This is a genomic window from Bradyrhizobium sp. AZCC 2176, from assembly GCF_036924645.1.
Taxonomy (GTDB): Bacteria; Pseudomonadota; Alphaproteobacteria; order Rhizobiales; family Xanthobacteraceae; genus Bradyrhizobium.
On record NZ_JAZHRX010000001.1, the window covers coordinates 4,169,016 to 4,188,071 of the forward strand.

The 19,056-nt window shown below is 62.0% G+C and carries 17 protein-coding genes, 1 tRNA gene and 1 pseudogene; 16 read left to right on the forward strand and 3 right to left on the reverse strand.

What is annotated here, in order from left to right; genetic code table 11:
* The first annotated feature begins 88 nt into the window (after positions 1–88).
* On the forward strand, positions 89–877 hold the full coding sequence (locus tag V1288_RS19690; RefSeq protein WP_334358612.1) for an ABC transporter permease: 789 nt from the start codon (positions 89–91) through the stop codon (positions 875–877).
* Positions 878–1,151: 274 nt separating this feature from the next.
* Positions 1,152–1,481, forward strand: a complete 330-nt coding sequence (locus tag V1288_RS19695; protein WP_334358613.1) for a hypothetical protein — start codon at positions 1,152–1,154, stop codon at positions 1,479–1,481.
* 242 nt (positions 1,482–1,723) lie between these two features.
* Here V1288_RS19695 and V1288_RS19700 read toward each other — a convergent pair whose 3' ends face one another.
* The gene (locus V1288_RS19700; RefSeq protein WP_334358614.1) at positions 1,724–2,185 is read right to left on the reverse strand and encodes an OsmC family protein; all 462 of its coding nucleotides are present in this window, start codon (positions 2,183–2,185) and stop codon (positions 1,724–1,726) included.
* Between the two features lie 338 nt (positions 2,186–2,523).
* On the opposite strand from V1288_RS19700, the gene V1288_RS19705 reads away from it, so the two are divergent.
* From V1288_RS19705 to V1288_RS19740, 8 genes are all read left to right on the forward strand, one after another.
* Complete coding sequence (locus V1288_RS19705; protein ID WP_334358615.1) at positions 2,524–3,552, forward strand: ABC transporter substrate-binding protein; 1,029 nt, start codon at positions 2,524–2,526, stop codon at positions 3,550–3,552.
* 41 nt (positions 3,553–3,593) lie between these two features.
* Positions 3,594–4,310: an NUDIX hydrolase gene (locus tag V1288_RS19710; RefSeq protein WP_334358616.1), complete on the forward strand. Its 717-nt coding sequence runs from the start codon at positions 3,594–3,596 to the stop codon at positions 4,308–4,310.
* A 99-nt stretch (positions 4,311–4,409) separates the two neighbouring features.
* Complete coding sequence (locus V1288_RS19715) at positions 4,410–5,720, forward strand: ABC transporter substrate-binding protein (protein WP_334358617.1); 1,311 nt, start codon at positions 4,410–4,412, stop codon at positions 5,718–5,720.
* 82 nt (positions 5,721–5,802) lie between these two features.
* A complete protein-coding gene (locus V1288_RS19720) occupies positions 5,803–6,570 on the forward strand; it encodes an ABC transporter ATP-binding protein (protein ID WP_334358618.1) in 768 nt (255 codons plus the stop codon).
* Positions 6,571–6,573: 3 nt separating this feature from the next.
* A complete protein-coding gene (locus V1288_RS19725) occupies positions 6,574–7,278 on the forward strand; it encodes an ABC transporter ATP-binding protein (RefSeq protein ID WP_334358619.1) in 705 nt (234 codons plus the stop codon).
* 12 nt (positions 7,279–7,290) lie between these two features.
* Positions 7,291–8,172 (forward strand): branched-chain amino acid ABC transporter permease, encoded by an 882-nt coding sequence (locus V1288_RS19730; RefSeq protein WP_334358620.1) that lies wholly within the window; start codon positions 7,291–7,293, stop codon positions 8,170–8,172.
* Positions 8,169–9,149: a branched-chain amino acid ABC transporter permease gene (locus V1288_RS19735; protein ID WP_334358621.1), complete on the forward strand. Its 981-nt coding sequence runs from the start codon at positions 8,169–8,171 to the stop codon at positions 9,147–9,149. Before V1288_RS19730 ends, V1288_RS19735 begins: the two co-directional genes overlap by 4 nt.
* The gene (locus tag V1288_RS19740; protein ID WP_334358622.1) at positions 9,146–10,075 is read left to right on the forward strand and encodes a polyphosphate kinase 2 family protein; all 930 of its coding nucleotides are present in this window, start codon (positions 9,146–9,148) and stop codon (positions 10,073–10,075) included. Before V1288_RS19735 ends, V1288_RS19740 begins: the two co-directional genes overlap by 4 nt.
* Positions 10,076–10,184: 109 nt before the next feature.
* Here the strand turns inward: V1288_RS19740 and V1288_RS19745 are convergent, their stop codons facing one another.
* A complete protein-coding gene (locus V1288_RS19745) occupies positions 10,185–11,255 on the reverse strand; it encodes a CHAD domain-containing protein (RefSeq protein WP_334358623.1) in 1,071 nt (356 codons plus the stop codon).
* Positions 11,252–11,737 (reverse strand): CYTH domain-containing protein, encoded by a 486-nt coding sequence (locus tag V1288_RS19750; protein ID WP_334361352.1) that lies wholly within the window; start codon positions 11,735–11,737, stop codon positions 11,252–11,254. The genes V1288_RS19745 and V1288_RS19750 overlap by 4 nt, the downstream gene beginning before the upstream one ends.
* Before the next feature lie 518 nt (positions 11,738–12,255).
* Here V1288_RS19750 and V1288_RS19755 point away from each other — a divergent pair.
* From V1288_RS19755 to V1288_RS19780, 6 genes and pseudogenes are all read left to right on the forward strand, one after another.
* The gene (locus V1288_RS19755) at positions 12,256–13,815 is read left to right on the forward strand and encodes a 2-isopropylmalate synthase (RefSeq protein ID WP_334358624.1); all 1,560 of its coding nucleotides are present in this window, start codon (positions 12,256–12,258) and stop codon (positions 13,813–13,815) included.
* A 1,153-nt stretch (positions 13,816–14,968) separates the two neighbouring features.
* Positions 14,969–15,970 (forward strand): TRAP transporter substrate-binding protein, encoded by a 1,002-nt coding sequence (locus V1288_RS19760; protein ID WP_334358625.1) that lies wholly within the window; start codon positions 14,969–14,971, stop codon positions 15,968–15,970.
* Between the two features lie 159 nt (positions 15,971–16,129).
* Positions 16,130–16,705: a TRAP transporter small permease gene (locus tag V1288_RS19765; protein WP_334358626.1), complete on the forward strand. Its 576-nt coding sequence runs from the start codon at positions 16,130–16,132 to the stop codon at positions 16,703–16,705.
* Positions 16,702–18,031, forward strand: a pseudogene (locus V1288_RS19770) (TRAP transporter large permease). Before V1288_RS19765 ends, V1288_RS19770 begins: the two are co-directional and overlap by 4 nt.
* Before the next feature lie 133 nt (positions 18,032–18,164).
* The gene (locus tag V1288_RS19775) at positions 18,165–18,746 is read left to right on the forward strand and encodes a Spy/CpxP family protein refolding chaperone (RefSeq protein ID WP_334358627.1); all 582 of its coding nucleotides are present in this window, start codon (positions 18,165–18,167) and stop codon (positions 18,744–18,746) included.
* Between the two features lie 178 nt (positions 18,747–18,924).
* Positions 18,925–19,000: transfer RNA gene (locus V1288_RS19780), tRNA-Lys, on the forward strand.
* Positions 19,001–19,056: the final 56 nt, after the last annotated feature.

The following is a 19,056-nucleotide window of genomic DNA, read 5'->3' on the forward strand; positions in this document are numbered from 1 at the left end:
CAATAGGGTAGCGACCTTCTGCAACAATGAACATCAGTGACTATGGGTCCCTGCTTTCGCACGGACGACGTGGAGATAGTTATCGCTCATGTCTCGATTAATGCTTCTTAGCTGCCAGCTTCTAGTCGCCGTGGTCGCACTCTCGCTGTGGCAGCTCCTCGCCACCGTGCCGGTGTTCGGCCGCATCCTGCTGCCGCCGTTCTTCTTCTCCAACCCGGTCGATGTCGGCAGCCAGATCGTCAAATGGTTCTCGTCCGGGGTGATCTGGAAGCATCTGATGATTACGCTGTGGGAGTCGGTGCTGGCTTTCGTGATCGGCTCGGTCGGCGGCGTGCTGGTCGGCTTCTGGTTCGCGCGCCAGCCGCGCGTTGCCGCGGTGTTCGATCCCTACGTCAAGATGGTCAACGCATTGCCGCGCGTGGTGCTGGCGCCGATCTTCACGCTGTGGCTGGGCTTGGGCATCTGGTCCAAGGTCGCGCTCGGCGTGACGCTGGTGTTCTTCATCGTGTTCTTCAACGTCTATCAGGGCGTCAAGGAGGTCAGCCAAACCGTGCTGGACAACGGCCGCATGCTCGGCATGAGCGAGCGGCAATTGACGCGGCATGTGTACTGGCCGTCGGCGCTGTCGTGGATGTTCTCCTCGCTGCACACCTCGGTCGGCTTCGCCGTGGTCGGTGCGGTGGTCGGCGAATATCTGGGATCGGCGGCCGGCCTCGGCTACCTGATCCAGCAGGCCGAAGGCGTGTTCGACGTCGCCGCTGTGTTCGCCGGCATGTTCGTACTGTCGGCTTTCGTCATCCTGATCGACATGGGCGTGACGCTGGCGGAGCGCAGGCTTTTGGTCTGGCGGCCGGCGGCAGCGGAGGGCAGGGGGTAGAGTTCTCTGCCGTCATTGTGAGAGGCAAGCATAACCACTGAGTTCGTAGCGCATGATTTGATGCCCGGTGCGGAGCTTGAATCACGTCCTGGCGGCGGCCATCAAGCCACATGCCCCGTGCACGAACTGATGCTCTGAGTTTACTTCCGCGACCCAACTTCGGAAATCGACCAAGCCAGGCGGTTCGAGCCGCCGTTTCCCTGCGGAATCAGCCGATCCCCAGAGTGCATTACAAGCTGTTTGACATAGGCGCGTAATGTTATAACATTACGCAATGACTGTTGTTTTCTTTCCAAGGTCGCCGCGCCACCAATGGAACGTCGTGCGTGAATTGAAGGAGCATGCCCGGACTGCCATCAACGCCGATGATGAAACAATAATCACCGTAAGCGAACGCGCCGATCCTGGTTGCGGCGGCGCCCGAACCATCGTGCTCATCATGCACCCCGGACGGCCAACCGAGGCCGTCACGATCGACAAGCCGTTTGAGCAGATCACGCAAGCAGACCTTGCGGATGCGCTGGCGCCGTTGGCCATACCAACCGGCCTGCCCGAACCTCCATCGAAACGGAATGACCATCGCTTATCCGCGGATCGACGCTAGCCGGCGCAGACCAATTGCAAACGATTATGATGAGGCTGGTGGGCACGGGCATTGCGTGCCTCTGGCTACCTTACGTTTCTTATCCGCCATAGGAATTGGAGAGTGGGCAAAGCCACCGGGTCGCGCGAACGCGCGCCCGATGACAGGCTCCGCGTCCCTACCATCTGCAGAGACGGCGATGTGGATCGATGGTGTGCACGACGCGATGCGCCTTCCACCCTGCGGCTCTGCCGAAGGCAACACTAGGTGACGACGTCTGATGTCGTTCGAAATTGGGGAACCAGTTTCACGTCAGCGGTGATCGAGTTGGAAATGAAGCAGTTTGCTTTCACCTCGGCCATGATCGTTCGGGCGGCTTCTATATCGGCCTCGCTTTTCAAGACCAGGGTTGGCCGAATGCTGACTTCAACAATCCGATATTTGCCGTCGACGTTTGCCAGCAACCCGTCTGCGGCGCTTTCATAGCCGACAAACTCCAACCGCTTATTCTGAGCGAACGATACAAACGTCAACATCATGCAAGCATTCAGCGCGGCGACCAACATTTCTTCGGGAGCCCAGACGCCCGCCTCTCCCTTGAATTCCGGAGGACTGCCGATTTCGATGTCGGGTTTGCCGGGGGCGGAGGTTCGGCCGCGGCGAGCGGTGTCCCAGACCAGGTTGTTCCTGTACTGAAAGGACTTGTATGTTTTGCTTGTTGCCATGTGATCCTCCACAGAATGTAAGCACGGCACTGCGTGCCTTTGCCCACCCGACGAAGCTGCGACGTGCAGCCTCAGTTCTACATCTTCGTAGTATGAATGACCTGTGCCGTGATGCTCTCGGCGGCAAGCGCCGGGCGCAGCAGATGCGTGACGCCGCAACCGGGGCGAAGGCGGTGGCGAGCGATAGCGTGATGGCCAGGCGATCCATGAGCAGTCTCCCCCTGTGCTGATTATTGTAAGGGCGATGCTATGCCGCCCGCCCTGACCAGCGGGCGGAAAGTCGCCTTCTCAACGTCGGCGCGCTGCTCTATCTTGCCGGCCAACAAACGGAGGAACCCATGAAGAAACTGTTCGGTCGGCTGGCCGCTTCGCTGCTGGCACTCGCGCTGACCTCGGGATTTGCCGCAGCGCAAAGCAAGGTCACCGTCGCGGTCGGGGGCGGCTCTTGCCTGTGCTATCTGCCGACCGTGCTGGCGAAACAGCTCGGCGAATACGAGAAGGCGGGGCTGGCGGTCGAACTGGTCGATCTCAAGGGCGGCTCGGACGCGCTCAAGGCTGTGCTCGGCGGCAGCGCCGACGTCGTGTCGGGCTATTTCGACCATTGCGTCAATCTGGCCGCCAAGAAGCAGGAATTGCAGTCCTTCGTGATCTATGACCGCTATCCCGGCCTGGTGCTTGTGGTGTCGCCCGCACACACCAATGAGATCAAATCGGTCAAGGATCTGGCGGGCAAGAAGGTCGGCGTCAGCGCGCCGGGCTCCTCGACCGATTTCTTCCTGAAATATCTGTTGAAGAAGAACGGCCTTGACCCGACCAGCGCCGCGGTGATCGGCGTTGGCCTGGGGGCCACCGCCGTGGCGGCGATGCAGCAGGGACAGATCGACGCAGCAGTGATGCTCGATCCCTCCGTCACCGTTCTGCAGGGCAGCTATCCGGATTTGAAGATACTCGCCGACACCCGCACGCAAAAGGACACGCTCGCTTTGTTCGGCGGCGAATATCCGGGCGGCGCGCTCTACACCACCACGGCATGGATCAAATCGCACGAAAAGGAAGTGCAGGCGCTGACCACGGCGATCGTCAACACGCTGGCCTGGATCCACGCGCACTCGCCGGAAGAGATCATGGCGAAGATGCCCGATGAAATTGTCGGCAAGAACAAGGAGCTCTATCTCGCCGCGTTGAAGAACACGATCCCGATGTATTCGGAGACCGGCAAGATGGATCCCAAGGGCGCCGACGCGGTGCTCGCCGTATTCAGCGAAGGTTCGCCCGAGGTCGCGAAAGCCAATATCGACGTGACCAAGACCTGGACCAACAAGTACGTCGAGCAGGTCAAGAAGACCACCGGCACGAGCGCGAAGTAAGGGCTGGGCGGGATCGGCGTGATATCAGGCGAAGTCAGGCGATGACTGACGCGAAAGCTCTGGTCATTCACCGCGTCAGCGCGCTCGACCTCGTTGTCGAAGCGTGGCAGTGGCCGTTTGCCGAGGCACGCCGCGCGGAGATTGCGGCGCATTTCGCCGACAAGCAGCGCGAGAAGCCCGCGCTGTGGAACGGCCGCGTCCTGCTCGGGCGCAATCCGGTGTTTGCCGGCGATCGCCTGAGCGCCAGCTATTTCGAAACCGATTTCGCGAGTTTTCTGGCATGGCGCGACTGGGGCTGTCCCGACGCGAGCGTGTTCAACGGTTTCGGCATGGGCGCGCTGCGCTGCGCCGATGGCGCCTTCGTGCTCGGCGAGATGGGCCAGCACACGTCAAACGCCGGGCGCATCTATTTTCCTTCAGGCACACCCGACCTCGACGACATCAGGGACGGCACGGTCGACATATCTGGCAGCGTCGCGCGCGAGCTCGAGGAGGAAACCGGACTGGCGCCCGGCGAATACGACAGCGACCTGCATTGGCACTGCATCTACACCGGACACGCGCTCGCGATGATCCGCATGCTGCGGGTCGACATGCCAGGCGACGCCGTGCGCGAGCGGATCGAGCGCAAACTCACCGCGCAGCATCAGCCGGAATTGTCCGCCATCCACCTCGTGCGCAGCGCGCATGATCTCACCTCCGCAATGCCGCGTTTTGTCACGGCGTTCATCGAGGCGCAGCTCGCTTCCGAGCCCTGACGCCGCAATGCGCTTGACATCTGGTCGCGCTACCAATGTGATAGGCGCCAACAAGAACAAGAAAATGCAGTGCACAAAAAATAATCCAGGGAGGATTCCATGCCGGGGCGCAAAGCTGCACGCCTTCTCGTTGGGCTGTCTGCCGCAATCGCGGTGCTGGGGATGGCGGTTAGCGCCGATGCTCAGGAGAAAAAAATCAAGATCGGCGTGGTTTATGACCTCACCGGGCCGCTCGCAGGCGGCGGTTCGGAACTACAATACATCGGCGCCAAGATCATGCTCGACCAGTACGCCAAGACCGGGGTCGAGGGTTACAAGGTCGAAGCCGTCTATGCCGACGCCCAGAGCAAGCCTGATGTAGCGATCAACGAGGCGGTCCGGCTGATCGAGCAGGAAAAGGTCAACATGCTGCTCGGCTTCTTCTCCTCGGCGCAATGCGTGCCGGTGGCCGCGCGCGTCGAGCAGCTGAAGAATTTCATGTGGATCACCACCTGCATCTCCTCGGCGGTGCTGGCCGACAAGAACTTCAAATACGTGTTCCGACCGCAGGCCTCGGGCGACCAGTTCGGCATGATGACGATGGATTTCATCGCGCAGAATTCCAAGGAAAAGCTCGGCAAGGAGCCGAAGGATTTGCGCGTCGCCATCATCCATGAGGACGGCGCCTATGGCGTCGACGTCTCCAAGGGCAACGAGGCCGGCGCCAAGAAGGCCGGCTTCAACATCGTGATGAAGGAAGGCTATTCCGCCACCGCGCCGGATCTTTCCGCGCTGGTCACCAAGCTGAAGCGCGCGCGGCCCGATGTGATCTTCCACACCGGCTACAACCCGGACATCACTTTGTTCGGCCGGCAGGCGCGCGAGCAGGGCCTGAAATTCGCCGCGCTGGTCGGCCACGGCGCGGGCTATGGCGTCTACGAGAAGCTGAAGGAAGGCTTGGGCGGCGACGTCAATTACGTCTTCAACACCGATCCGATCTCGATCTGGCTCGCCAACCAGAAATCGATGGATCCGAAGCTGCCGCCCGTCATCAAGATGGTCGGCGAGGAGTTCGACAAGGCCAAGCCTGGGGTAGCGATCCGTTCCGCCCATGTCGGCATGGCGGCGTCGAACACCTACCTCTTCCTGACCGACGTGCTGCCGCGCGCGATCAAGAAATATGGCGGCGTCGATCCCGACGCGCTGCGCAAGGCGGCGCTCGAAGTCGACATTCCCGAAGGCGGCACCATGCTCGGCTTCGGTGTCAAGTTCCACGGCGAGGGTACGCAGATGGCCGGCCAGAACGAGCGCTCGTTCCCGGTGGTCATCCAGTACATCGACGACAAGTCCTACGTGGTGTGGCCGAAGAGCCAGGCGCAGCGCGAGGCCGTGCTGCCGCTGCCGAAGGGAACAACGTTCAGCAACCAGTAGGCCGGCACAGACGGGCAAGAGCATGATCCGGCTTTTGCGAGGCGGATCATGCTCCAACGAAAAAGCCAGCGGAGGTTCTGGGGTGCTGACGGTAGAAGGCTTGGTGAAGCGTTTTGGCGGCTTCACCGCTGTCAACAACGTGTCGTTCCGGGTCGAGCAGGGCGAGATTCTCGGCCTGATCGGCCCCAACGGTTCCGGCAAGAGCACGATCTTCAACATGCTGTCGGGCACGCTGGTGCCGACGGCGGGATCGATCCTGTTCGACGGCGCGGAGATCGCGGGCGTGGCCCCGCACCGCATCATCAATAGCGGCATCGGCCGCACCTTCCAGATCCCGCGGCCGTTTCATCGGCTCAGCATGTTCGAGAACGTCGCGCTGGCCGGCTATTACGGCCAGGGCCGCCACAGCCGCGCCAGGGCGGATGAGGCGGCGGAGCGCGCGCTTGGCATGGTCGGCCTGCCGACCGATCGCCACGCCAGCGTCGACGGTCTCGGCGCCGCCGGCCTGAAAAAGCTCGAACTTGCAAAAGCGCTCGCGACGGGGCCGAAACTTCTGCTCGCCGACGAAAGCCTCGGCGGGCTCGACGAGCACGAGATGGATCAGGCGGCCGACATGCTGCGCAAGATCCGCGACGAGCTCGGCATCACCATCATCTGGGTCGAGCACATCATGGGCGTGTTGATGCGGGTGGTCGACCGCGTGATGGTGCTCGATCACGGCGAGAAGATTTCGGAAGGTCTGCCGAGCGCGGTGGCCGGCGATCCCAGGGTGATCGAGGTCTATCTCGGCACGGACGCGGATTCGAGCCAGGCTGCGGCGGCGGAAGCGCGCCGCAAGGCGGGAGTCTAGCGCATGCTCGAATTGAAATCGGTCGACGCGGGCTACGGCACCTTCCAGGCGCTGTTCGGCGTCAATCTGGACGTCAAGGCAGGCGAGGCGGTCGGCGTGATCGGTCCCAACGGCGCTGGCAAGACCACGCTGATGCGCGTGATCTCAGGGCTGATCCGGCCCACCAAAGGCACCATCACGATGGAAGGCCACGACGTGCTGGCGACGCCGGCGCATCGCATCGTCGATCTCGGCATCGCGCATGTGCCGGAAAACCGCCGGCTGTTTCCGCGGCTCACCGTCGACGACAATCTGAAGATGGGCGCCTACATGCCCGGCGCGCGCGCCAAATACGCCGAGCGGCTGGAATTCGTGTTCGACCTGTTCCCGCGCATGAAGGAACGGCGCAGCCAGATGGCCGGCACCATGTCGGGCGGCGAGCAGCAGATGTGCGCGATCGGCCGCGCGCTGATGTCGGACCCGAAATTGCTGCTGCTCGACGAGCCGTCGGCGGGGCTGGCGCCGGTCGTGGTGCAGCAGGTGTTCGAACTGGTGAAGCGTATCCGCGCCAGCGGGCTCACGGTTCTGATCGTCGAACAGAACGTGCAGCAGGTGCTGAAGGTGGTCGACCGCGCCTATCTGCTCGAGGCCGGCAGCATCCGCGCGTCCGGCACGTCGGAAGAGATGTTGTCGACCGACACGATCAAGCAGGCATATTTGGGCGTTTAGGGCAGGGCACAGATGCAGGGATTTCTCGACATCTTCGACATCTATCTGCTGGAAGCCGTGGTCAACGGTATCCTGCTCGGCGGCGTGCTGGCGCTGCTGGCGCTCGGGCTCAATTTGATCTTCGGCGTCATCGACGTCACTTGGATCTGCTACGCCGAGCTGGTCATGATCGGCATGTACGGCATGTATTACATGGTCCAGGTGTTCGGATTGCCGTACTGGGTTGCCGCGCCGTTCGCGATCCTGCTGGTCGCAGCCCTTGGGGCCGCACTGCATTACATCGTCATCGCGCCGCTGCTCACCGCGCCGCCGATCAACCAGTTGCTGGCGACCGGCGGCGTGCTGTTCATCCTGCAGAGCTTTGCCACCGTCGCCTTCGGCATCGACTTCCGCAACCTCGGCATCCGCCTGCCGGTGCTGGCGATCGGCGAGATGCATTTCAGCTATTCACGGCTGCTCGCCTTCGTCGCCGCCTTGGTCGGCATGTTGGTGGTCTACTTCTTCATGACCCGCACCTATACGGGTACCGCGATCCGCGCCATCTCGCAGGACCGCCAGATCATGTCGCTGATGGGCGTCGATACCAAGCGCATCTATCTCATCACCTCGGCGCTCGGCGGAGCGCTCGCCGGCCTCGCCGCCTGCCTGCTGGTGCTGCAATACGACGTGCATCCCTTTGTCGGACTGTCGTTCGGGCCGATCACCTTCCTGATCTGCGTGCTCGGGGGCCTCGGCAATTTCGTCGGCGGCTTCATCGCCGCCTTCGTGTTCGCCGAGATCATTTCGCTGGGCGGCCTGTTCTCCGATCTCGAATGGGGCTACGTGCTGGCGTTCGCCTTCTTCATCGTCATGATGTTCATCCGGCCCGCGGGCCTTTTTGCGAGGCGCTCGTGAATTCCCGCTACATCGCCTGGGGCGTTGGCCTCGCCGCGCTGGTCGCGCTGCCCTTTGTCTATCGCGAGCCCTATCACCTGCACATCCTGGTGCTGATCCTGATCTGGTCGTTCGCCTACACCGCGTGGTCGATCATGGGCCGCTTCGGGCTGGTGTCGCTCGGCCATGGCGGCTTCATGGGCGTCGGCGCCTATGTCACCGCGCTGTTGTGGAACCATCTCGGCGTCTCGCCGTGGATCGGCATTCCCATCAGCATGGTGGCGGCGGGGATACTGGCGCTTATCGTTGCCTATCCCTGTTTCCGCTTTCGCATCACCGGGCATTACTTCGTGCTGGTGACGCTGGCGCTGTCAGGCATCGTGCTGCAGGTCATCACCGCGACGCGCGACTATACCGGCGGCTCGCTCGGCTACACGCCGGACCGCGCCCGCAGCGGCTCAGGCCTGATGGCACTGCAATTCGACGACAAGACGACGTGGTACCTGATCGCGCTGTTCGTCTGGGTGGTGGGGCTATTGATCTGGCGCTGGGTCGATCGCAGCATGAGCCGCTACGCCATGGAGGCGATATCGGAGGACGAGGACGCCGCCGCGGCGGCCGGCGTCAACGTCACGGCCGAAAAACTCAAGATCACGCTGATCTCGGCCTTGATGACCGCGCTTGCCGGTGCGCTGTACTGCCAGTACCAGATGTTCATCTCGCCCGACACCGTCAGCGGCATTGCGGTGTCGCTGCAGATGGTATTTGCCGTCATCGTCGGCGGCCTTTACGTCTCGCTCGGGCCCACTGTCGGCGCCATCATCACCATCCTGCTCGCCGAAGTGCTGCGCATCGGCTTCGGTACCAAGGCGGTCGGCTGGGACAACCTCGTCTACGGCCTGCTGCTCGTCACCTTCATCATATTCCTTCCCAAGGGCATTCTTGGTAGCGTTCTCGACCGATTGAAAACGCAACCCAAGCCCTCCGGAACGAAATGAGCAAAAAATCCTCGCAGTCGCTGGCGAACGAGCTGAAGCCCTATCTCGCCCCGTTCCGCTACGACGGCTCGGGCGAGTTTCACCTGAAGTCGCACAAGACAGGCGCGAAGGGCGGCCTCGACAAGGAGAGCGCGACAAGGATCATCGAGGCCAACCGCGAGCGGCTCAACGATTTCCAGGAGAAGCTCTACGCGCAGGATCGCTGGTCGCTGCTGCTGATCTTTCAGGGCATGGACGCCGCCGGCAAGGATTCCGCGATCAAGAGCGTGTTCGAGGGCGTCAATCCGCAAGGCTGCGAGGTCACGTCGTTCAAGCAGCCTTCGACGAAGGAGCTCGACCACGATTTCCTGTGGCGCAGCATGATCGCGCTGCCGGAGCGCGGTCGCATCGGCATCTTCAATCGCTCCTATTACGAGGAATGCCTTGTGGTGCGCGTGCACCCGGAAATTCTCGCCAGGCAGAAGTTACCGCCGCAATTGGTAGCCAAGGACATCTGGAAGGAACGCTTCGAGGATATCTCCGCCATGGAGCGCCACCTCGCGCGCAACGGCACCGTGATCCTGAAATTCTTTCTCAACGTCTCCAGGGAGGAGCAGCGCGAGCGCTTCCTGGAGCGGCTGGAGGACCCCGCCAAGAACTGGAAGTTTTCGCTGGCCGACATCGGCGAGCGCAAGCTGTGGGCGAAGTATCAGGCCGCCTATCAGGACATGATCCGCCACACCGCGGCGAACGCTGCGCCGTGGTATGTCGTGCCGGCCGACCACAAATGGTTCGCCCGCGTGGTGATCGGCTCGGCCATCGTGGCGGCGCTGGACGAGCTCGACCTGCATTTCCCCAAAGTCGACAAGGCCGACCGCAGCGAATTCAAGCAGGTCCGCGAGGCGCTGTTGGCGGAGGAGAAGGGTGACGGGAAGGCAAAAATGTAGGGTGGGCAAAGGCGCATTTGCGCCGTGCCCACCATTGGCGCCATCCGCGCGGAATGGTGGGCACGCTGCGCCTTGCCCGCCCTACGGGCTGCGTCCGTCATAGGATCCATCATGCCGCGGCCGCTCGCCATCGAGCCTTCGCGCGACATCGCTGGCGCGGCGGAATTGACGAGGGGATTGTGAGCGGCGTCAGCTCGAATGCCTTTGTGCCGAAAGCATCAGCCAAGTCCGGAAACACGGCGAAGCGCACGCAGTCCTTTGCCGCCGCTTTCATGAGCGGCCTTGTCTGCTGATCCTCGCGGCCGACGATAATGCCCGAAGCAAAGGCGCGGGCGCGCCGGTCTTGCGGCGGCGCGTGGAGCGCGGCCTCTGCCGCCATCTTTCGGTCTGCAATGAAGTCGTTGAGCGAACCCAGCGCGTCCTGAATCTTCTTCGCGTGTTTCGATAGACGTGCGAGCGCCTTTCGCTCGCGTTTGCTGCGGAAAAGGCTTTCAAAGAACTGGGCCGCGTATCTGAGCTTTTTCATCCTGATCCGGAATTTGTGCCGCTCGGGTGCCGTCATCTCTTGCAGCTTCGCAGCGTCCTTGTGTGCCTTCCTCAGCCGCCGATCCAGCAGCTCTGCGGCGAACTCGGCAAGTTTACTGTTTGCGACATCGGTCCGGCCGTGCTGCGCCTCGATCCACGCGAGCACATCGACGAGCAGCGCGCGGCATCGCGGCGAATCGACAGCCCTTCTGGCCTCGGCGAGCGCCTCAGCACGTTTCTCGGCAAATTGCTTCGCGATGGCTTTGCCGCCCCGCCGCGGCGTTATTTCGCGGGCGACAGGACCAATCTTCTCCTCCAGGAAGACGTGGAGCTCGCGCGCGGGCGCCAGTTCGTTTGTCAGCCATCTGAGTTCTGTCTTGATCTCCTCAGTCTTCGCAGTCGCCAATGCCTTCGAAAACAACGAGATGGCGGCGCGCAAACGGCGTAGGCCTACGCGCATCTGATGCACGCCTTCCGGATCAAGGTTGCGGACGGCGTCGGCGTTTCCGGAAAAATGGCGAAGGGCGGAACGGGCGATGATCCGGAAGCCTTCGATGGCGGTCATTCGCTTCCCAAGCGCGATTGGCTCGGCAAACACAGCTTGAGCGCGCTTGCCGTTGACGAGATCGTAGCCAAGGTCTGCCTTCGCTTTCAAACAAAGCTCGGCCGCGAGCTTTCGCTCCAGCGCCTTCGCGACGCGAACAGATCGCTCGCTGGACCGCTTTTCAATTCGACTTCAACCTCCTCGATGCGGCTTGTGTGCCCGGCCGCGACGATCCTGCCGTGATCAATGGCAAGTTCCAGTTCGCTGCGTTTGGTGCGGAGCGGCACGGTGATGCGATGTACCGAGGTCTCGAAGATCGGCTTCAACTTGCGCCGCAGCTTGTTCGAGGCCAATCGCTGAAGCGGCGTGCCGTTCGCCCCGTCGAGATCGGGGGTGCGACGCCCTATTTCGGTTTCCCACTCGCCGCGGCCGAGCTGCGCGCCGGACGTCTGCTTGATCGTTTGTACGTGCTTGCCGTCCATCTGCCTCACCCGGAGCAGAAGTCCACGCCGCTTCAGCTTGTGTTTCCGGGTGTCGAAATAGGTCGACACGAGATCGCTCTCCGAGCGCTTGCCAATCTTGCAGCCGGGCACCGCCAATCTGGAAGATGCGCCAAGATTGCGCTTCGGCATGCGAAACTTGATTTCGGTCTCAACGCCCATTTTGATGCCCACGTGAAGCTACGGGTTGGTAACGCCGGGAAGATGTCTACGGTGCCCGCGAAGCCCTTTTCCAACTTGCCGGGCCATTAGGTCACCCTTCCTGACCATCTTTTGGCATTGCGGCGACCCATAATTCTCGTCTAGAACAGGCCCGGAACGCACTCTTGGCAACGAACCGTCAATGGTTTTCGCTGAGGATTTCGCGTCCAAAGGGTCTGGCAATGCTGATTCGCAGCGAAAAGTACGGAGTTCGGGGTGGAGCGGCCAAGGCTGCCCCCGCGCGTCCGGCTGCGTCCGCGCCCACCCTGCTTCTTGGCGGGCTTCTGCTTCTTATCGGCCCCTGAGGGCCGTCTGGGCGGTTTGCGCCTGGGCACTCAGGGGTTCGCGCGAGATCACCAGACCCTTCGGCGCCACTTGAACCGGCGCAATACCCAAAAGGAATTCAGGATATGACCACCGCCAACAAGTCCGAGAAGGACCGCGTCATCGTATTCGACACCACCCTGCGCGACGGCGAGCAGTGCCCGGGCGCGACCATGACCTTTGAGGAAAAGCTCGAGATCGCCGAAATGCTCGACGACATGGGCGTCGACGTCATCGAGGCCGGTTTTCCGATCACTTCGGAAGGTGACTTCCAGGCGGTCAGCGAGATCGCCCGCCGCTCCAAAAATTCCGTCATCGCGGGCTTGTCGCGCGCGCACCCGAAGGACATCGACCGCTGCGCCGAAGCGGTGAAGTTTGCCAGGCGCGGCCGCGTCCACACCGTGATCGCGACCTCGCCGCTGCACATGCGCGTCAAGCTCAACATGACGCCGGAGCAGGTGGTCGAACTCTCGATCGCCAACGTCACCCGCGCCCGCAACCAGATCGACGACGTCGAATGGTCGGCCGAAGACGGCACCCGCAGCGAGATGGATTTCCTGTGCCGCATCGTCGAGGCCGTCATCAAGGCCGGCGCCACCACGGTCAACATCCCGGATACCGTCGGCTACACCGTGCCGGAGGAATACACCAGGTTCATGCGCACGCTGATCGAGCGCGTGCCGAACTCCGACAAGGCGATCTTCTCCGTGCATTGCCATAACGATCTCGGCATGGCGGTGGCGAATTCGCTGGCCGGCATCGCCGGCGGTGCGCGGCAGATCGAATGCACCGTCAACGGCATCGGCGAGCGGGCAGGCAATGCCGCGTTGGAAGAAGTCGTGATGGCGATCAACGTCCGCAACGACGTGTTTCCGTGGTGGAACAAAATCGACACCACCATGCTGACGCGGGCCTCGAAACTGGTATCGGCGGCGACCTCGTTCCCGGTGCAGTACAACAAGGCGATCGTCGGCCGCAACGCCTTCGCCCATGAAAGCGGCATCCATCAGGACGGCGTGCTGAAGGATGCCTCGACCTATGAGATCATGCGGCCCGAGATGATCGGCCTGAAGAAGTCGTCGCTGGTGCTGGGCAAGCATTCCGGCCGCCATGCCTTCGTGCACAAGCTGGAGGAGATGGGCTACAAGCTCGGCGACAACCAGCTCGAAGATGCCTTCGTAAGGATGAAGGCGCTGGCCGACCGCAAGAAGGACATCTACGACGAGGACATCGAGGCGCTGGTCGATCAGGAGATCGCGGCCTCGCATGACCGCATCAAGCTGGTCTCGCTGACGGTGATCGCCGGCACCCACGGCCCGCAGCGCGCGACCATGAAGCTCGACATCGCAGGCCAGATGAAAATCGAGGAGGCCGAAGGCAACGGCCCGGTCGACGCTGTCTTCAACTGCATCAAGGCGCTGGTGCCGCACGAGGCCAGGCTGGAGCTCTATCAGGTCCACGCCGTCACCGAAGGCACCGACGCGCAAGCCGAAGTGTCGGTGCGGCTCGCCCATGAAGGCCGCTCGATGACGGCGAAGGGAGCCGATCCGGATACGCTGGTGGCTTCGGCCAAAGCCTATCTCGGCGCGCTCAACAAGATCGTCATGAAGCACCAGCGCGACATGCCGGCACAGGCGGCGGGCTGATCGCGGCGCGTGACGAGCCAACCTGTGAACGCGGCGCCTTGGCGCCGCGTTTTTCTTGGCGGCCATTCTCTTCCTTTTACCTGGGCACTTGCATCGCCCCGGAATGACGATCCATCGTCGTCCCTGCGAACGCATGCGAACGCAGGGACCCATACGCCGCGGCCGGTGTAATGGGGCAGAAGGGGAGATGGCTTGCTTCAGCAAGCGACTGCGGCAGTTGGCTAACGCAGGGCGTCTGCCACCGCGCTTCATTGATGGATCACGCGGTATGGGTCCCTGCGTTGGTAGGGACGACGAGAGAATTTTCCCACCCACGGACTGCGGACTGATTTGCTTTGCGCGCAAGCGCAATCTTGATGCACAACCGCGACAAACTGGCATGACGGGCAAATCAGTCAAAACCTGTCCAGCCCTGTTGGCAAAAATATTCTGCTTTCGTTCTCACCCAAATCACCGGCATAACTCCGCCCGTCTCACCGCAGATGAGGGGCGCTCGCGATCGTCACGAACGCGCGGTGAGATGCGATGGACGCAGATGGCGCGCTAGACGTACGCGCCGGACGCGTACGGTGAAGTCGTGTGGTTCGGGCGCCGCGGTGCTGGCGCTAAGTTGCGTGAAACTGTTTGCGCAGCGACGGAGGCAACAGAGCCGTTCTCCGGGAAGAGCACGAAGTAAGCCGTAAAGCCATTGCGCAGGGAAGGCCGGAATGCTCCCGCTGCCCTGTATGCTCGTGTGCAGTTTTGTTTGCGCAAATCGCACGCGAGACCGCGGGTGCAGCAAGCACCCGGTCTTCCCTGCGCCCTCTGACAACGAGGGCCGGAAGTTTTCAGGCAAACCTCGGACGCAACGCGCCGCGAGAAGGCGAATCTGTATCAACGTCATTGCGAGCGAAGCGAAGCAATCTACCCCTCCACTTGCGGCGGCATGGATTGCTCGCTGCGCTCGCAATGACGCTGAAAGGCCGCAGCGTACTGGATCGCCCATCCTTGGGCTTGGCGCACGGAATATCGGATTTTGCGGTGCAGCAAAGCTTCGGGAGGGGCCCCTTCTAACGGGCAATGGCAATTCGGCTGGCTTGTCTGTATTGGTGCAACTGGCATGCAAGCTTCGGAACACGCGTTCGTGCGCTCCGGGGAAATAACGGGAGGATACATGCGCAAGCTGATTTTGGCCGCGGCATCGATCGCGGCGCTGACCCTGGTCGGACCCGCCGCGGCGCAATCGCCGATCGTGATCAAGTTCAGCCACGTGGTGGCGACCAACACGCCGAAGGGACTGGCGGCCGAGAAGTTCAAGGAGCTGGCCGAGAAATACACCGAGGGCAAGGTCAAGGTCGAAGTCTATCCGAACTCGCAGCTCTACAAGGACAAGGAAGAGCTGGAAGCGCTGCAGCTCGGCGCGGTGCAGATGCTGGCGCCGTCGAACTCGAAATTCGGCCCGATCGGGGTCAAGGAGTTCGAGGTGTTCGATCTGCCCTACATCCTTCCCGATCTGAAGACGCTGCGCAAAGTGACCGATGGTCCGCTCGGCGCGAAGCTTCTGAAATTGCTCGATGCCAAGGGCATGACCGGCCTTGCCTATTGGGATAACGGCTTCAAGCAGATGAGCGCCAACAAGAAGCTGGTGACGCCTGCCGACTACAAGGGCCTCAAGTTCCGCATCCAGTCTTCCAAGGTGCTGGAAGCCCAGTTCCGTTCGCTCGGCGTGATTCCGCAGGTGATGGCGTTCTCCGAAGTCTATCAGGCGCTGCAGACCGGCGTGGTCGACGGCCAGGAAAATACCTGGTCGAACATCTACACCCAGAAAATGCATGAAGTGCAGAAGTACATCACCAACACCAATCACGGCTACATCGGCTACGTCGTCGTCACCAACAAGAAGTTCTGGGATGGCCTGCCGGCGGATGTACGCGCGGCCTGCGAAAAGGCCATGAAGGAAGCGACCGAGTACGGCAACGGCCAGTCGGCGAAGGAAAACGACGACGCGCTCGGCGAGATCAAGAAGACCGGCAAGAGCGAAATCGTATCGCTGACGCCGGAGCAGGACTCAGCGATGCGCAAGGCGCTCGAACCGGTTTACCAGGATGTGGCCAAGCGCGTCGGTCAGCCCCTGATCGACGAATTCCTCAAGGAGACGAGGGGCGCGACCAACTAGAATGGTGTTGAGGGGGGCTTCCGTGTTGTGGCGCGGAAGCCCCTATTGTTGTCCGATATATGCTATGCGTGCAGTGGGGACTGCGGCTCTAATGGACGCCGCGGGAATAGCGCAGGATCAGGCCGGGACAAAAAAGGCCGATCCTCCAGGGGGACATTGATGCTGCTTCGGATCCTCGATCGGCTTGAGGAGATATTGATCGCGACGCTGATGGCGTTGGCGACGACGATCATCTTTATCGCGGTGATGCACCGCTATCTTATCGGCCTTCCATTCCTCTATCCCATTCTGTTTCCGATCAACCTGTCCTGGGCGCAGGAACTGTGCATCTACATGTTCGTGTGGGTCGCCAAGTTCGGCGCCGCCTATGGCGTGCGCACCGGCATCCATGTCGGCGTCGACGTCGTGGTGAACCAGCTCAGGTCGCCCTGGCGCAATGCGGTGGTGCTGTTCGGGCTGTTCTGCGGGGCGTTTTTCACTGCCGTGATCGGGACGATGGGCGCGAAATTCGTCTATGGCCTGATGCACACCGACCAGGTCTCGCCTGACCTGGAGATCCCGAGCTGGTTTGTCTATCTCTGCATTCCCCTGGGCTCGTACCTGATGTGCTTCCGCTTCCTGCAGGTCGCCTATGGCTATTGGCGCACCGGCGAGCTGCCGCACCATGACCACGCCCATGTCGAAGGTGTCGAAGTCGAAGAGCCCGGCATCGGGGCGGCGGGAGTCACCCGATGAGTGCGCTGATCATTTTCACCCTGCTGATCGCGTTGATGCTGACCGGCATGCCGATCTCGATTGCGCTCGGCATGACAGTTTTGACCTTCATCTTCACGATGACCAACGTGCCGACCGAGTCGGTGGCGCTGAAGCTGTTCACCGGCATCGATAATTTCGAGATCATGGCGATCCCGTTCTTCATTCTCGCCGGTAACTTCCTGACCCATGGCGGCGTCGCGCGCCGCATGATCAATTTCGCGACCTCGATGGTCGGGCACTGGTACGGCGGCCTCGGGCTTGCCGGCCGGCGTGATGGCTTGCGCGCTGTTTGCCGCGGTGTCCGGCTCGTCGCCGGCGACCGTGATCGCGATCGGCGCCATCATGCTGCCGGCGATGGTACGCCAAGGATTTCCCAAGCGCTTTGGGGCCGGCGTCATCACCACCTCGGGCGCGCTCGGGATCCTGATCCCGCCTTCGATCGTGATGGTGATCTATTGCGTCGCGACCGGCGGCAGCATCGCGCTCGATCCCGCCGGGCATCGCGTTTCGTCGGCCTCCGTCGGCCAGATGTTCATGGCGGGCGTCATCCCGGGCATCATGCTGGCGACGCTATTGGGGGTCACGACCTTCTATCGCGCGTACAAGTATGATTATCCGCGGCTGCCGAAGGCGAGCTGGACCGAACGTTTCGTGGCGTTCCGCAAGTGCATGTGGGGATTGCTGCTGATCCTGATCGTGCTCGGCGGCATCTATGCAGGGCTATTCACGCCGACGGAAGCCGCCGCCATCAGCGCGGTCTATGCCTTCGTCATCGCCGTCTTCGTGTATCGCGACATGTCGCTGAGGGATGTGCCGAAGGTGCTGCTCGGCTCCGCCAACATGAGCGCGATGATCCTCTACATCATCACCAACGCGGTGCTGTTCTCGTTCCTGATGGCGAACGAGAATATTCCGCAGCAGATCGCAGCCTGGATCACCTCTGTTGGCGTCGACTGGATCATCTTCCTGTTGATCGTGAACGTGCTGCTGCTGATCGCGGGCAACGTAATGGAGCCGTCTTCGATCGTCCTGATCATGGCGCCGATCCTGTTTCCGGTGGCGGTCAAGCTGGGCATCCATCCGGTGCATCTCGGCATCCTGATGGTCGTCAACATGGAGGTCGGCATGTGCCATCCTCCGGTCGGGCTGAACCTCTACGTGGCGTCCGGCATCGCCAAGATGGGCATCACGGAGCTGACGATCGCGGTGTGGCCGTGGTTGTTGACCATGCTGATCTTCCTCGGCATCGTCACCTACGTGCCGGAGCTGTCGCTGTGGCTGCCGCGTGCACTCGGCATGCTGTAGCTGCCCGTGCATTGCGGTGGGTCAAACGGGATCACATTACATCTTGGTAAGGGAAGCTTCCTTTGCCAACCTTTAAGTTGAAGGCCGGCTGAGGCTAGCCCATCTTCTGGCAACCTTTCGATAGGAGGTTCGCATGAGGAAGTTCGCCATCGCAGCGGTTGCGGTTCTTGCCATCGCCGCTTCGACCGCCGTCTATGCCCAGCACCGCCATTGGGGCCACGGCTTTTCGCGGATGAGTCCGGAGGACAGGTCGGCTTACGCCGATGCGAGGATCGCGGCCGTGCATGCCGGCCTCAAACTGACCGCCGACCAGGAAAAGCTGTGGCCGCCGGTCGAGGCCGCCGTGCGGGAGTTCGCCAAGCTCAGAATCGATCGCGCCAATGCGCGGATGAACCCGCCGCGGGATGATTCCAGCCAGCAGAAGCCGGATGATCCGGTGGCGCGGCTGCGTGACCACGCCGACAACATGGCGGCCACCGCAGCCGCCATGAAGAAGATCGCAGAGGCTGCCGACCCGCTCTACAAGACGCTGGATGACGGCCAGAAGCGCCGGCTCGCCGTCCTGACCCGTTTGGGCCGGTTCGGGGGCTGGGAAGGCTGGGGCCACCGCCGGTTCGAGCGCGGCGAAATGGACCGCGACCCTGACCGGCGCGGCGGCCGCGACCGTTATGACCGGGACGGTGGGCCAGACCGGGGCGGTCCGGAACGGCTCTGATCCGTCCGCCCATCGGGGCCCGACCCGCACACCAGTAGAAGCCGCTGAATTCCAGCAGCTTTTTGCCGTTCCCGCGGTCAGCCAAAGCCCGGGAAAACTCAACTTAGCTTGCTGGACATCCCCGGGTCGCTTTGCTAAACGACGCCCTCTCTCGAGAGCTTGCCGGACCTAAGCATCCGGGCGCATAGCTCAGTTGGTAGAGCAGCTGACTCTTAATCAGCGGGTCCCAGGTTCGAGCCCTGGTGCGCCCACCAAGCCATCTCGTTGAGAATACAGTACCTTTTCCAAAGATCACGCTGACCAGAACGAG

What these genes read in the sequence shown, in the direction of transcription:
- V1288_RS19690 (WP_334358612.1), top strand. Translation starts at nt 89, where the DNA reads ATGTCTCGATTAATGCTTCTTAGCTGCCAGCTTCTAGTCGCCGTGGTC.
- V1288_RS19695 (WP_334358613.1), top strand. Translation starts at nt 1,152, where the DNA reads ATGACTGTTGTTTTCTTTCCAAGGTCGCCGCGCCACCAATGGAACGTC.
- V1288_RS19700 (WP_334358614.1), bottom strand. Translation starts at nt 2,185, where the DNA reads ATGGCAACAAGCAAAACATACAAGTCCTTTCAGTACAGGAACAACCTG.
- V1288_RS19705 (WP_334358615.1), top strand. Translation starts at nt 2,524, where the DNA reads ATGAAGAAACTGTTCGGTCGGCTGGCCGCTTCGCTGCTGGCACTCGCG.
- V1288_RS19710 (WP_334358616.1), top strand. Translation starts at nt 3,594, where the DNA reads ATGACTGACGCGAAAGCTCTGGTCATTCACCGCGTCAGCGCGCTCGAC.
- V1288_RS19715 (WP_334358617.1), top strand. Translation starts at nt 4,410, where the DNA reads ATGCCGGGGCGCAAAGCTGCACGCCTTCTCGTTGGGCTGTCTGCCGCA.
- V1288_RS19725 (WP_334358619.1), top strand. Translation starts at nt 6,574, where the DNA reads ATGCTCGAATTGAAATCGGTCGACGCGGGCTACGGCACCTTCCAGGCG.
- V1288_RS19730 (WP_334358620.1), top strand. Translation starts at nt 7,291, where the DNA reads ATGCAGGGATTTCTCGACATCTTCGACATCTATCTGCTGGAAGCCGTG.
- V1288_RS19740 (WP_334358622.1), top strand. Translation starts at nt 9,146, where the DNA reads ATGAGCAAAAAATCCTCGCAGTCGCTGGCGAACGAGCTGAAGCCCTAT.
- V1288_RS19755 (WP_334358624.1), top strand. Translation starts at nt 12,256, where the DNA reads ATGACCACCGCCAACAAGTCCGAGAAGGACCGCGTCATCGTATTCGAC.
- V1288_RS19760 (WP_334358625.1), top strand. Translation starts at nt 14,969, where the DNA reads ATGCGCAAGCTGATTTTGGCCGCGGCATCGATCGCGGCGCTGACCCTG.
- V1288_RS19765 (WP_334358626.1), top strand. Translation starts at nt 16,130, where the DNA reads ATGCTGCTTCGGATCCTCGATCGGCTTGAGGAGATATTGATCGCGACG.
- V1288_RS19775 (WP_334358627.1), top strand. Translation starts at nt 18,165, where the DNA reads ATGAGGAAGTTCGCCATCGCAGCGGTTGCGGTTCTTGCCATCGCCGCT.